An 11,873-nucleotide genomic window follows, 5' to 3' on the forward strand; every position below is an offset into this window, starting at 1 on the left:
ACGCCTCCCGGGCACGCTGAAACTCCCCGCACTCGACCAGGGAGACGCGCACATGACCCGTGAATTCGATGGCTCGCACCAACCCAACGCCAAGTCCCGCAAGCAGCAGGAAAAGGATCAGCGCCGCATGGAATTCCGCCGCGCGATCGAAAGCTACTCCGAACAGCGCCAGCTGTTGCAGCAAATCGCCGACTACCCCGAACTGCAAGCTGTCACGGTGTGGCAGGTGTCGGCGGCAACTTCCCCGAGAAACGCTCAACCAGCGCGCTGATCTGCACACGTTCGCTGCGGATGAACGCAGCGAAGGCCAGGGCCACCGGCGACTGCCGCTTGGCCTTGGCCTGCACCACGCACCAGCTGCGGTACAGCGGCAACTCTTCCACCGGCAGTTCGCGCAGCACCCCGGCAGCCAGTTCCATGTTCAGTGCATGACGGGTCAACAGGGCAATCCCCAGGCCGGCAATCACGCACTCGCGCTGGGCATCGGCCGAGGCCACCTCGAGCGTCTGGGTGAAATGCACGCGCTTTTCCTTGAAGTATTCCTCGCATGCCTTGCGCGTGCCCGAGCCCTGCTCGCGCACCAGCAGTGTATGCGGCTCCAGATCTTGCAGGCGCAGGCTGTCGAGCTTGCACAGCGCATGGTCCGGCGGCGCCACGGCTACAATCGGGTTGTTCAGAAAGGGCAGGAACTCCAGGCCCATGTCCTGCGGCACCATCGACATGATGATCAGGTCGTCGCGGTTGTCTGACAGGCGCCGGATGGCCTGGGCCCGGTTGACCACGGTGAGGGTCAGGTTGACTTCCGGGTGCAGGCGCTTGAACGCGGCGAACAGGTGCGGCACGAAGTATTTGGCGCTCGATTCCACCGCCAGCTTGAGCTGGCCCTGCAGCGAACCCTGCATGTCCGACAGTTGCATGTCGAGGCTTTCCAGGCGCCCGAAAATATCGCGGCTGGCACGTTGCAGCGCCTCGGCGGCCTCGGTGAGGTAGAGCTTCTTGCCCACGTACTCGAACAGCGGCTGGCCCACCAGTTCTTCGAGCTGACGGATCTGTAGACTAACGGCGGGTTGCGTCAGCGACATCTCCTCGGCGGCCCGGCTGTACGAACGTAAATCACACACCTCATTGAAGATCTGCAATTGACGCAATGTCATACGCATCAATGACTTACGCATCTTTCCCGTTGCCTCGGCAAAACCCTGTTACGGCACTATAAGCAATTGCTAATGCTGCCCCCAACAAATATTGATTTTTGTTTATTCACGTTCGGCGCTAGGGTGATTACACGACTGGCCAGCAACGTCTGGTCACGCGCCGACCGGTGTTGCCGGTTCGTTTGTTACCAACGGCTTTGGGAAGACTCCAGTGATAAAAAAAATCCTGATCGCCAACCGGGGTGAAATCGCAGTACGGATCGTGCGTGCCTGCGCCGAGATGGGTATCCGTTCGGTGGCGATCTATTCCGACGCCGACCGCCATGCCTTGCACGTCAAGCGTGCCGATGAGGCCCACAGCATCGGTGCCGAACCGCTGGCCGGTTACCTGAACCCGCGCAAGCTGGTGAACCTGGCGGTGGAAACCGGCTGTGATGCGTTGCACCCAGGTTATGGTTTCCTTTCGGAAAACGCGGAGCTGGCGGATATCTGCGCCGAGCGCGGGATCAAGTTCATCGGCCCCTCGGCTGAAGTCATTCGCCGCATGGGCGACAAGACCGAAGCGCGGCGCAGCATGATCAAGGCCGGCGTACCGGTCACGCCGGGCACCGAAGGCAACGTGGCCGATATCCACGAGGCGCTGGAAGAGGGCGACCGCATCGGTTACCCGGTCATGCTCAAGGCCACCTCGGGTGGTGGCGGTCGCGGCATTCGCCGCTGCAACAGCCGTGAAGAACTGGAGCAGGCCTTCCCGCGGGTGATCTCCGAAGCCACCAAGGCGTTCGGCTCGGCCGAAGTCTTCCTGGAAAAATGCATCGTCAACCCCAAGCACATCGAGGCGCAGATCCTCGGTGACAGCTTTGGCAACGTGGTGCACCTGTTCGAGCGTGACTGCTCGATCCAGCGGCGCAACCAGAAGCTCATCGAGATCGCCCCCAGCCCGCAGCTGACTCCCGAACAGCGTGCCTACATCGGTGACCTGTCGGTGCGTGCGGCCAAGGCCGTTGGCTATGAGAACGCCGGTACCGTGGAGTTCCTGCTCGCCGATGGCGAGGTGTACTTCATGGAAATGAACACCCGGGTGCAGGTGGAGCACACCATCACCGAGGAAATCACCGGCATCGACATCGTGCGCGAGCAGATCCGCATTGCCTCGGGCCTGCCATTGTCGGTCAAGCAGGAGGACATCCAGCACCGCGGCTTCGCCCTGCAGTTCCGGATCAACGCCGAAGACCCGAAAAACAACTTCCTGCCCAGCTTCGGCAAGATCACCCGCTACTACGCCCCCGGCGGCCCGGGCGTACGCACCGACACGGCAATCTACACCGGCTACACCATTCCACCGTTCTACGATTCGATGTGCCTGAAACTGGTGGTCTGGGCACTGACCTGGGACGAAGCCATGGACCGCGGCCTGCGGGCCCTGGACGACATGCGTCTGCAGGGGGTCAAGACCACTGCGGCGTATTACCAGGAAATCCTGCGCAACCCGGAATTTCGTAGCGGCCAGTTCAATACCAGCTTTGTTGAAAGCCACCCTGAACTGACCAACTACTCGATCAAGCGCAAACCCGAAGAGCTGGCCCTGGCCATCGCCGCCGCCATTGCCGCCCACGCAGGCCTGTGAGGAACCCTACAATGTCCAAGAAAATTTTCGTAACCGACACGATTCTGCGCGACGCTCACCAGTCCCTGCTGGCCACCCGCATGCGTACCGACGACATGCTGCCGATCTGCGACAAGCTCGACAAGGTCGGCTACTGGTCGCTGGAAGTCTGGGGCGGCGCGACCTTCGACGCCTGCGTACGCTTCCTCAAGGAAGACCCATGGGAGCGCCTGCGCAAGCTGCGCGCCGCGCTGCCCAACACCCGCCTGCAAATGCTGCTGCGCGGCCAGAACCTGCTCGGCTACCGTCATTACAGCGATGACGTGGTCAAGGCGTTCGTGGCCAAGGCGGCGGTCAACGGCATCGACGTGTTCCGCATTTTCGACGCCATGAACGACGTGCGTAACCTGCGCGTGGCCATCGAGGCTGTGAAAGCGGCCGGCAAGCATGCCCAGGGCACCATCGCCTACACCACAAGCCCCGTGCACACCACCGAGGCCTTTGTGGCCCAGGCCAAGCAGATGGAAGCCATGGGCTGCGACTCCATCGCGATCAAGGACATGGCCGGCTTGCTGACCCCGTTTGCTACCGGCGAACTGGTCAAGGCGCTCAAGGCCGAACAGTCGCTGCCGGTATTTATCCACAGCCATGACACTGCCGGCCTGGCCGCCATGTGTCAGCTCAAGGCCATCGAGAACGGCGCCGACCATATCGACACCGCCATCTCCAGCTTCGCCTGGGGCACCAGCCATCCGGGCACCGAGTCGATGGTGGCGGCGCTCAAGGGCAGCGAGTTCGACACCGGCCTGGACCTGCAACTGCTGCAGGAAATCGGTCTGTACTTCTATGCCGTGCGCAAGAAGTACCACCAGTTCGAAAGCGAGTTCACCGCCGTCGACACCCGTGTGCAGGTCAATCAGGTGCCGGGCGGCATGATTTCCAACCTGGCCAACCAGCTCAAGGAGCAGGGCGCGCTCAACCGCATGAACGAAGTACTGGCCGAGATCCCGCGGGTGCGTGAAGACCTTGGCTTCCCGCCGCTGGTCACGCCCACTTCGCAGATCGTCGGCACCCAGGCGTTCTTCAACGTGCTGGCCGGCGAGCGCTACAAGACCATCACCAACGAGGTGAAGCTGTACCTGCAGGGTGGCTACGGCAAGGCGCCGGGGGTGGTCGACGAGACGCTGCGCCGCCAGGCCATCGGCAGCGAAGACGTGATCGACGTGCGCCCCGCCGACCTGCTCAAGCCGGAAATGACCAAGCTGCGGGCCGACATCGGCAGCCTGGCCAAGTCCGAAGAGGACGTGCTGACTTTCGCCATGTTCCCGGACATCGGGCGCAAGTTCCTCGAAGAGCGCGAAGCCGGCACGCTGACCCCTGAAGTACTGCTGCCGATTCCGGAAGCCGGCGCCGTGGCCTCGGCCGGGGGCGAGGGCGTGCCGACCGAGTTCGTCATCGACGTGCACGGCGAGACCTACCGCGTCGACATCACCGGTGTGGGCGTCAAGGCCGAAGGCAAGCGTCACTTCTACCTGTCCATCGACGGCATGCCCGAAGAAGTGGTGTTCGAGCCGCTCAACGAGTTCGTCGGCGGTGGCAGCAGCAAGCGCAAGCAGGCCAGCGCGCCGGGCCATGTCAGCACCACCATGCCGGGCAACATCGTCGATGTGCTGGTCAAGGAAGGCGACACGGTCAAGGCCGGCCAGGCGGTGCTGATCACCGAGGCGATGAAGATGGAGACCGAAGTGCAATCGGCCATTGCCGGCAAGGTTACCGCCATCCATGTGGCCAAGGGCGACCGGGTCAACCCGGGTGAGATCCTGATCGAGATCGAAGGCTGAATAACGCCTTCATCTGCAAGCGGTTAACCTCTGGGGAGCAAATGCTCCCCTTTTTTTGCCTTCATATCTGCGTTTTAATGCAGTTTTTGCTGCGGTTGTGATTTATCGAGTGTATTTTAATGCAGAGTAAACCGTTCTGATCACATAAAATTGCACTATATTGCAGAAGCGGCGCACGCCTCCTTATTGAACGTGCAGTAAATTGCAGGCTCCCTTATGCACCTGATCACACTGCAGCTCCATGCCGACGGAAAATGGCAGGACGCAATGGTCCTCAACTTCGCCCGGCCAGAAAATGGTTTTCTGGGGTCGTGCGAGATGGCTTATACGTCGGACTACATCCGTGCCAACCTCGATGCCTACCAGAGCACCTTCTGCCATGCGGTAAGTGCCAGATTACCGGTGGATTTCGACTCTCACCGGATGCCACAGGCGCCTGCCTTTATCCATGACATTGCACCTTCGGGCGCGGCCAGGCGCTTTCTGCTCAAGCATATCGGCCACGACAAGCCGGCGGGCCTGAGCGATGACATGTTTCTGCTGGCGCGCAGCACCCCGGCGCCCATCGGCAACTTGCGCGTCAAGGAGTCAATGGCGCTGGTGGACACGACGGCGCCCATGGGGTTTACCCGTGAGGAAGTAGTGACCCGCGATCAGCGTTTTCTGGAGTACGCGTATGAGCAAGGCGCGGCGATTGGCGGCGCTACGGGTGCCGGTGGCGAAGCACCCAAGTTGCTGCTCACCGAGGGCTGGAATGGGCGCCTGTACCCGGATGCGGTGCTTCCAGACAGCGAAGCCACCTGCCACTGGTTCGTGAAGTTTTCCCGCAACCAGGCGCTTAACAATGACCAGGACATCCTGCGGGCCGAGTACCTGTATTACAAGGCGCTGGACGCCGTAGGCATCGAGACGGTGGCCAGTTCAGAACTGGCGCTAGAGGAAGGCAGCAAGCCCAGCCTGTGGATGAAGCGCTTTGATCGTCGCGTAGATGAGCAGGGGGTAGAGCGCCTGGCGGTGGAGTCGATCTATTCGCTGGCTGGGATCACGGTACCAGGCAGCCGAATGGAGCATGTGCGCGTCATCGGCATGCTGGTGAAGCTGTGGCGCGACGCGGGGCAGAGCGCCGAAGTGCCCGACTTGATCGCCGACTACATGCGCCGCGACCTGATCAACAAAATACTGGGCAACTCGGATAATCATGGACGCAACACTGCAATCATTCGCACAGTCGACAGCCTTCGGCTGGCACCGATCTATGACCTCGCGCCCATGGTAATGGACGCCGAAGGCATCACTCGCACGACCAAATGGCCGTTGATGGTGGAGCGCGCTGGGGAGATCGATTGGCGCGCTGCCTGCGAAAGCCTGGCGCCGTTGATCGACCCCCAGCATGCCTTCGAGCGTTTGCGCAGCGATGCCCAGGCCTTGATGGGGTTGCCTGATTTGCTTAGCGAAAGCGGCTTGCCCGCGAGCGTGATGAATCACCCGGCCATTGCCCTGAAAAACCTCGAGCAACGCATGAAGGAATGGGCACTGATATGACGGTCTCGATCGAAGTTCGCGGCCTGCTGATCGAAAGCGTGCGTGAAGGCATTGCCGATGGCACGCTGGAACTGGGGGCGGCGGTACGGCGTCTGCGCACAGAAGTGGCGAAGCTGCACCAGGCCCAGTTTGCGCGCATGTGCAAGATCTCGGTGCGCACCCTCATCCAGATCGAACAGGGTGAGGGCAACCCGACGCTGAAGTCATTGAATGCCGTGTTCCGGCCTTTCGGCTTGCAGATGGGCGTGGTCAAGCGGCCCCGTGCGCTGTAGAGGCGCGCCCCCTTGCCAGCGAAGGGTGCAGCGCACCTAACGCTGGTATCCCCTGCCGTAATACCGCTCCAGCCGCGCCTGCACCAGCTCCAGGCCGAACGACAGCAGCCAGTAGATCACCGCCGCCGTGGTCAGCATCTCCAGGTAGCGATAGCTGGAACGGCCATAGGATTGCGCCAGGAACATCACTTCCCACACCCCCATCACCGAAATAAGTGATGAATCCTTGAGCATCGAGATGAACTGGTTGGCGGTCGGCGGAATGATCGTGCGCATCGCCTGGGGCAGGGTCACGCTCCAGAAGATCGTCGCCGGGCGCATGCCCAGCGCCAGTGCTGCCTGCCGCTGGCCTTGCGCCACGCCGATGATGCCGGCGCGGAAGATCTCGCTCAGGTACGCCCCGTAGTTCAGCGACAGCGCCACGACCCCGGCGGTAATCGCCCCTGGCACTATCTGCAACTGCGGCAGGCCCAGGTAGATCAGCATGATCTGGATCAGCAGCGGTGTGCCGCGAAAGAACGAGGTATAGAAGCTGGCCACGCCAAACAGCACTGCGCTGCTCGACAAGCGCGCCAGTGCCGCAGCAAACCCCAGCAGCACCGATACGACGATCGAGCACAGGCACACGAACAAGGTCAGCGCCGCACCCTGCAGAAAGCCGTTGGGCCCCAGCCTGAAACCGGCCAGGTTGGGGAACTTGTCGGCAATGATCGAGAACTTCAGGTCAAAGCTCAGGAAAAACGCGACAAACAGCAGAAACAGCGCGAGCCAGGTCAGGTACAGGCGTGTGCGAAAGCCGAACAGGCGCCTGAACCCCGCGAGGGTGACCACTAAACGTTCGTAAGCACTCATTTACTGATATCGGCGCCGATCCACTTCTGCGACAGCTTGGTCAGGGTGCCGTCCTGCTTGAGCTCGGCAAACACCTGGCGAACCTTGGCATCCCACTGCGCGTCGCCTTTCTCGATGGCTACCGAGTTCGGCTCTTCGTACAGCGGCACGCCGGCCAGCTTGAAGCGCTTGTCCTGGTCCAGGCGCGGTTGCGCGGTAACCAGGTTGGTGAGGATGGCATCCAGGCGCACACCAGCGCCCAGGCCCAGGTCCTGGAAGGCGACATTGTCGGTGTCGTACGGGGCAATCTGCACGTTCTCGAACGGGTACTGCAACTGCTGGTCTTCAGCCCCCTCGATCACCAGGTTCTTGTTCAGGTAGCTCTCGTAGCTGGAGGCGCTGGTCAGGCCGACCTTCAGGCCGCTCAGGTCCTTGGCCGAATGAATGCGTTCGTCCTTGGCGTTGACCACGATCACGGCAGGCGAGGCGTAGTATTGCACCGGGAAGTCAAAGACTTCGGCGCGTGCCTTGCTCGGGGTCATCGAGCAGATGCAGATGTCGTAGCGACCGCTCCAGCGACCGGCGGCGATCACGTCCCAGGATGGCGTCTCAAGACGCAGCTTCACACCCAGCTTCTCGGCCACGGCCTTGGCCACGTCGACGTCGAAGCCGTCCAGCTGGTTCTGGTCGTTCAGGAACGAAAACGGCGGGTAGCTTTCCATCAGCACCCCGACCACTTCCTTGCGCGACTCCACGCGGTCCAGGGTGGCACCGGCAAAAACCTGGGTAGAGGCGCTCAGGGCCAGCAGGCCGGCACCCAGCAAAGTGGAAAGTCGCATGAAGTTCACCAGAAAAAAGAGTTGTTAAATAAATCGGGTCCTGCATTAAATAGTTATAATAATTAACCTACTAGTAAGTTTTATTCATATATATAGAAGCGGAAGTTATATGGCCGATAAGTCGTTGGTGATTCTCGATGGCGGTATGGGGCGGGAGCTGCAGCGCCGAGGCGCGCCGTTCCGTCAACCGGAATGGTCGGCACTGGCCCTGAGCGAGGCGCCAGAGGCCGTGGTTGCGGTGCATGCTGCGTACATCGCCAGCGGCGCCCGGGTCATCACCAGCAACAGTTATGCCGTCGTTCCGTTCCATATCGGTGAGCAGCGCTTTGCCGATGAAGGCCGTGCGCTGGCCAGCACCGCCGGGCAGTTGGCCCGTACCGCCGCCGATGCCAGCGCGGCGCCGGTGCGCGTCGCGGGTTCGCTGCCGCCGCTGTTCGGTTCCTACCGTCCCGACCTCTACGATGCCGCGCGTGCCGGCGAAGTGCTCAAGCCACTGGTTGAAGGCCTGGCCGAGCACGTCGACCTGTGGCTGGCCGAAACCCAGAGCGCAATCATCGAAGTGCAGGCCATCCGTGCCGGCCTGCCCCAGGATGGCAAGCCCTTCTGGGTGTCGTTCACGCTGCAGGACGAAGACGTGGATGACGTGCCACGCCTGCGCTCCGGCGAGCCGGTGGCCGAAGCCGCCGAGGCGGTGGCCGCATTGGGCGTGCAGGCGCTGCTGTTCAACTGCAGCCAGCCGGAAGTGATCGGCGCGGCGATCGACGCGGCCAAGGCCACCTTCGAGCGCCTGGGCGCGGACATTGCCATCGGCGCCTATGCCAATGCCTTCCCGCCGCAACCCAAGGATGCCAAGGCCAACGATGGCCTGGACGAACTGCGCGAAGACCTCGACCCGCCGGGCTACCTGAAGTGGGCCGCCGACTGGCGCCAACGTGGCGCCAGCCACCTGGGCGGCTGCTGTGGTATCGGTCCGGAGCACATCGCGGTGCTGGCGCAGAACCTGCGCTGAAGGCTCAGGCGCCGCTACGGCAGGCTTGCAGCGTTCTGAGTTGACCCTCGGGGCGCTGGTTCTGCTCGCTCAACCAGCGTTCGAAGCCGGCGGCAATCGCCGGCCACTCCTCATCAAGGATGGAGTACCAGGCCGTGTCGCGGTTCTGGTCCTTGATCACCATGTGCTTGCGAAACACCCCCTCGAACTGGAACCCGAAACGCTCGGCCGCACGCCTGGAGCGCGCATTGTCGTTGTTGCACTTCCATTCCAGGCGCCGATTGCCCAGCTCGAACGCCTGCTTGCCCAGCAGGTAGACCGCCTCGGTGCCCTTGGGCGTGCGCTGCATCGCGGCGCCGAAGGCAATGTGGCCGATTTCGATGCGCCCTTGCTCCGGCACGATCGACATCAGGCTGAGAATGCCCTCGGCCTGCCCGCTGGCCAGGTCGATCACGCTGTAGAACAGCGGGTCGGCGCTGGCCGCATTGCTGTCCAGCCAATGGTCGAAGTCTTCGCGTTCGGTGAACGGGCCGTAGGCCAGGTACTTCCACAGCGTCTGGTCTGCACCAGGGCCCTGGAACACCTCCCACAGGGCCTCGCGGTCGCGCCGCGGGTCGAGTTTTTCCAGGCGGATGAAGCGCCCCGCAAGGGGCGTGGGCTGCGGCGCTCTGGCCGGGCGCCAGTTCAACGGTGTGCTCATGGGGACTGCTCCGATTACAGGGCTTTGCGAAACTGGATGAAGCCTGGGCGCTCGGCCACCTGTTCGTACAGCGAGATGCCGCTGGCGTTGGTTTCGTGGGTCAGCCAGTGCACCTTGGCGCAGCCGTCCTGGCGCGCCGCGTGGTACACATGTTCGATCAACTGGCGGCCCACACCGCCGCGCCGCTGGCTGGCGTCCACGTACAGATCCTGCAGGTAGCAGCTGTTTTCCACCGTCCAGTTGGAGCGGTGGTAGATCCAGTGGACCATGCCCACCGCCTTGCCGTCGACCCAGGCCAGCGCGGCGTGGGTCGGCTCGTTCGGGTCCAGCAGGCGCTGCCAGGTCACGGCGCTGACCGCATCCTCGATACGGGTTTCGTAGAAGCGCTGGTACGCCTGCCACAAGGGCAGCCAGGCAGCATGGTCATCGGCATTCACGGCACGCAGGGTAACGGTAGACATCACAGGATCCTTCACGGGTGACAGGGGTTGGCGAATGGCTCCATGCTAGGCAGGCTATTGGCTTATGGTAAGAGCCATTTCAGGCTTATTTGACAGGTCCAATATCCATGCGCAGAGAACCCCTGGCCTTGCCCTTCGACCCCACCGGCATCGTGCTCGACCGCCGGCTGGGGCTCAGCCGCCAGCTGTACCAGGCGCTGCGTGTGCGAGTACTCGACGGGCGGCTGGGCAGCGGCACGCGGTTGCCGGCCACGCGGGACCTGGCAACGCTGCTGGGGCTCTCACGTAACAGCGTAGTACGTGCCTACGACCAGTTGTACGCCGAAGGCTATATCGAAAGCCGGGTGGGCGATGGCACCTACGTCAGCCAGCTGCCAAAACTATCCACAAAACTGTCCACAGGGTTATCCCTGGGTTTATCAACAGGGTTATCCACAAAATCGCTTGATTTCACTGAGGATTCATCCAGTAAAGTTATCCACAGTGACGTGTTGGATCGTCTGCGGGACAACCATTTGTCTGCCCCTGTACCGGGTGCTCCCCGTGCTTTTCAGGTGGGGCTGCCGGCCTTCGACCTGTTCCCGTTCGAGGTCTGGGCCAAGCTGCAGGCGGGTTTCTGGCGAAATCCCGACCCGGCCTCGCTCGGTTATGGTGACCCGGCCGGTGATCCGTTGCTGCGCGAGCTGATCGCCACCTATCTGCGCCGATCGCGCGGGCTTTCCTGTACGGCTGAACAAATTGTGATCACCAGTGGTGCGCAGCAGGCAATTAGCCTTTGTGCACAGCTGCTGTTGACGCCAGGGGACGGGGTGGCTGTGGAAAACCCCGGTTATCGCGCTGCCGGAAAAGCCTTCGCCATGGCGGGTGCGCGGGTACACGGCGTAGGCGTGGATCAGGACGGGCTGAAGTGCGCTGCGCTGGATGAGCTGACGAACTGTCGCCTCAGCTATGTGACGCCCGCGCACCAGTACCCCACGGGCGTCACCATGAGCCTGGCGCGCCGCCTGGAACTGCTGGCCTGGGCCACGCGCAACGACAGCTGGGTCATCGAGGACGATTACGACGGCGAGTACCGCTACAGCGGCGCGCCGTTGGCACCGCTGGCGGCGCTGGACCGCAGCGGGCGGGTGCTGTACGTGGGCACCTTCGGCAAGATCGCCTTCCCGGCGTTGCGTCTGGGTTATCTGGTATTGCCCGCGCCGCTGGTGCAGGCGTTCGCGCGCTTTCGGGCACTGGCGGTGCGCCATTCGGAGGTCGGCACCCAGGCGGTGATGGCGCAGTTCATGGCCAAGGGGCATTTCCAGCGTCACATCCGTCGCATGCGCCGGGCGGCGCTGAGTCGGCGCGATGCGCTGTTGGCGGGTTGGCCTGCGAACGTTGCCGGCATGGCGCCCCTGCCCGACGTCGCCGCCGGGCTGCACCTCAAGATCGATGTGGACAGCCGGGCGCGGGAACAGGACCTGATCGCCCGCGCGGGCGCGGTGGGCGTCGATATCAACGCCCTGAGCGACTATTGGCTGCCGGACACGCCGGCCCCTGAAGACTCGCGTGCCGGGCTGGTGCTCGGCTTCGCCGCCGTGCACGAGACGGCGATCGCCCAGGCCCTGGCGCGTCTGGCGCATGCCTGGGCCGCTTGAGC

Annotated in this window: 12 protein-coding genes; 7 read left to right on the forward strand and 5 right to left on the reverse strand. The window is 62.8% G+C overall.

Features of this window, described 5'->3' with window-relative positions; genetic code table 11:
• Positions 1–52 precede the first annotated feature (52 nt).
• A complete protein-coding gene (locus tag KUO17_RS00385) occupies positions 53–271 on the forward strand; it encodes a DUF1835 domain-containing protein (protein ID WP_217973082.1) in 219 nt (72 codons plus the stop codon).
• On the opposite strand, the gene KUO17_RS00390 is transcribed toward KUO17_RS00385, so the two are convergent.
• The gene (locus KUO17_RS00390; RefSeq protein WP_217973178.1) at positions 213–1,160 is read right to left on the reverse strand and encodes a LysR family transcriptional regulator; all 948 of its coding nucleotides are present in this window, start codon (positions 1,158–1,160) and stop codon (positions 213–215) included. The genes KUO17_RS00385 and KUO17_RS00390 overlap by 59 nt on opposite strands.
• A 205-nt stretch (positions 1,161–1,365) precedes the next feature.
• On the opposite strand from KUO17_RS00390, the gene KUO17_RS00395 reads away from it, so the two are divergent.
• From KUO17_RS00395 to KUO17_RS00410, 4 genes are all read left to right on the forward strand, one after another.
• Positions 1,366–2,781 carry an acetyl-CoA carboxylase biotin carboxylase subunit gene (locus KUO17_RS00395; protein WP_217973083.1) on the forward strand — a complete coding sequence of 472 codons (1,416 nt, stop codon included), beginning with the start codon at positions 1,366–1,368 and terminating at the stop codon, positions 2,779–2,781.
• Between the two features lie 11 nt (positions 2,782–2,792).
• A complete protein-coding gene (gene oadA, locus KUO17_RS00400; protein ID WP_217973084.1) occupies positions 2,793–4,601 on the forward strand; it encodes a sodium-extruding oxaloacetate decarboxylase subunit alpha in 1,809 nt (602 codons plus the stop codon).
• A 216-nt stretch (positions 4,602–4,817) separates the two neighbouring features.
• Positions 4,818–6,143 (forward strand): type II toxin-antitoxin system HipA family toxin, encoded by a 1,326-nt coding sequence (locus KUO17_RS00405; protein WP_217973085.1) that lies wholly within the window; start codon positions 4,818–4,820, stop codon positions 6,141–6,143.
• Entirely contained in the window at positions 6,140–6,415 is a 276-nt protein-coding gene (locus KUO17_RS00410; RefSeq protein WP_217973086.1) for a helix-turn-helix domain-containing protein, read from the forward strand. Before KUO17_RS00405 ends, KUO17_RS00410 begins: the two co-directional genes overlap by 4 nt.
• Before the next feature lie 36 nt (positions 6,416–6,451).
• Here the strand turns inward: KUO17_RS00410 and KUO17_RS00415 are convergent, their stop codons facing one another.
• Both KUO17_RS00415 and KUO17_RS00420 read right to left on the reverse strand, forming a co-directional pair.
• Positions 6,452–7,267, reverse strand: coding sequence for an amino acid ABC transporter permease (locus KUO17_RS00415; protein ID WP_217973087.1), 816 nt, complete (start codon positions 7,265–7,267; stop codon positions 6,452–6,454).
• Positions 7,264–8,085 (reverse strand): ABC transporter substrate-binding protein, encoded by an 822-nt coding sequence (locus KUO17_RS00420; RefSeq protein WP_217973088.1) that lies wholly within the window; start codon positions 8,083–8,085, stop codon positions 7,264–7,266. The genes KUO17_RS00415 and KUO17_RS00420 overlap by 4 nt, the downstream gene beginning before the upstream one ends.
• Positions 8,086–8,194: 109 nt before the next feature.
• Between KUO17_RS00420 and KUO17_RS00425 the strand changes: the two genes are divergently transcribed.
• Positions 8,195–9,094: a homocysteine S-methyltransferase family protein gene (locus KUO17_RS00425; protein WP_217973089.1), complete on the forward strand. Its 900-nt coding sequence runs from the start codon at positions 8,195–8,197 to the stop codon at positions 9,092–9,094.
• Between the two features lie 4 nt (positions 9,095–9,098).
• On the opposite strand, the gene KUO17_RS00430 is transcribed toward KUO17_RS00425, so the two are convergent.
• Positions 9,099–9,773, reverse strand: coding sequence for a GNAT family N-acetyltransferase (locus KUO17_RS00430; protein ID WP_217973090.1), 675 nt, complete (start codon positions 9,771–9,773; stop codon positions 9,099–9,101).
• A 14-nt stretch (positions 9,774–9,787) separates the two neighbouring features.
• Complete coding sequence (locus KUO17_RS00435) at positions 9,788–10,234, reverse strand: GNAT family N-acetyltransferase (protein ID WP_217973091.1); 447 nt, start codon at positions 10,232–10,234, stop codon at positions 9,788–9,790.
• Positions 10,235–10,341: 107 nt separating this feature from the next.
• Here KUO17_RS00435 and pdxR point away from each other — a divergent pair, with 107 nt between their 5' ends.
• Complete coding sequence (pdxR, locus tag KUO17_RS00440) at positions 10,342–11,871, forward strand: MocR-like pyridoxine biosynthesis transcription factor PdxR (RefSeq protein ID WP_217973092.1); 1,530 nt, start codon at positions 10,342–10,344, stop codon at positions 11,869–11,871.
• The last annotated feature ends 2 nt before the right edge of the window (positions 11,872–11,873 follow it).

It is taken from the genome of Pseudomonas aegrilactucae (genome assembly GCF_019168305.1).
Classification (GTDB): domain Bacteria; phylum Pseudomonadota; class Gammaproteobacteria; order Pseudomonadales; family Pseudomonadaceae; genus Aquipseudomonas; species Aquipseudomonas aegrilactucae.

What these genes read in the sequence shown, in the direction of transcription:
- KUO17_RS00385 (WP_217973082.1), top strand. Translation starts at nt 53, where the DNA reads ATGACCCGTGAATTCGATGGCTCGCACCAACCCAACGCCAAGTCCCGC.
- KUO17_RS00390 (WP_217973178.1), bottom strand. Translation starts at nt 1,160, where the DNA reads ATGCGTATGACATTGCGTCAATTGCAGATCTTCAATGAGGTGTGTGAT.
- oadA (WP_217973084.1), top strand. Translation starts at nt 2,793, where the DNA reads ATGTCCAAGAAAATTTTCGTAACCGACACGATTCTGCGCGACGCTCAC.
- KUO17_RS00405 (WP_217973085.1), top strand. Translation starts at nt 4,818, where the DNA reads ATGCACCTGATCACACTGCAGCTCCATGCCGACGGAAAATGGCAGGAC.
- KUO17_RS00410 (WP_217973086.1), top strand. Translation starts at nt 6,140, where the DNA reads ATGACGGTCTCGATCGAAGTTCGCGGCCTGCTGATCGAAAGCGTGCGT.
- KUO17_RS00415 (WP_217973087.1), bottom strand. Translation starts at nt 7,267, where the DNA reads ATGAGTGCTTACGAACGTTTAGTGGTCACCCTCGCGGGGTTCAGGCGC.
- KUO17_RS00420 (WP_217973088.1), bottom strand. Translation starts at nt 8,085, where the DNA reads ATGCGACTTTCCACTTTGCTGGGTGCCGGCCTGCTGGCCCTGAGCGCC.
- KUO17_RS00425 (WP_217973089.1), top strand. Translation starts at nt 8,195, where the DNA reads ATGGCCGATAAGTCGTTGGTGATTCTCGATGGCGGTATGGGGCGGGAG.
- KUO17_RS00430 (WP_217973090.1), bottom strand. Translation starts at nt 9,773, where the DNA reads ATGAGCACACCGTTGAACTGGCGCCCGGCCAGAGCGCCGCAGCCCACG.
- KUO17_RS00435 (WP_217973091.1), bottom strand. Translation starts at nt 10,234, where the DNA reads ATGTCTACCGTTACCCTGCGTGCCGTGAATGCCGATGACCATGCTGCC.
- pdxR (WP_217973092.1), top strand. Translation starts at nt 10,342, where the DNA reads ATGCGCAGAGAACCCCTGGCCTTGCCCTTCGACCCCACCGGCATCGTG.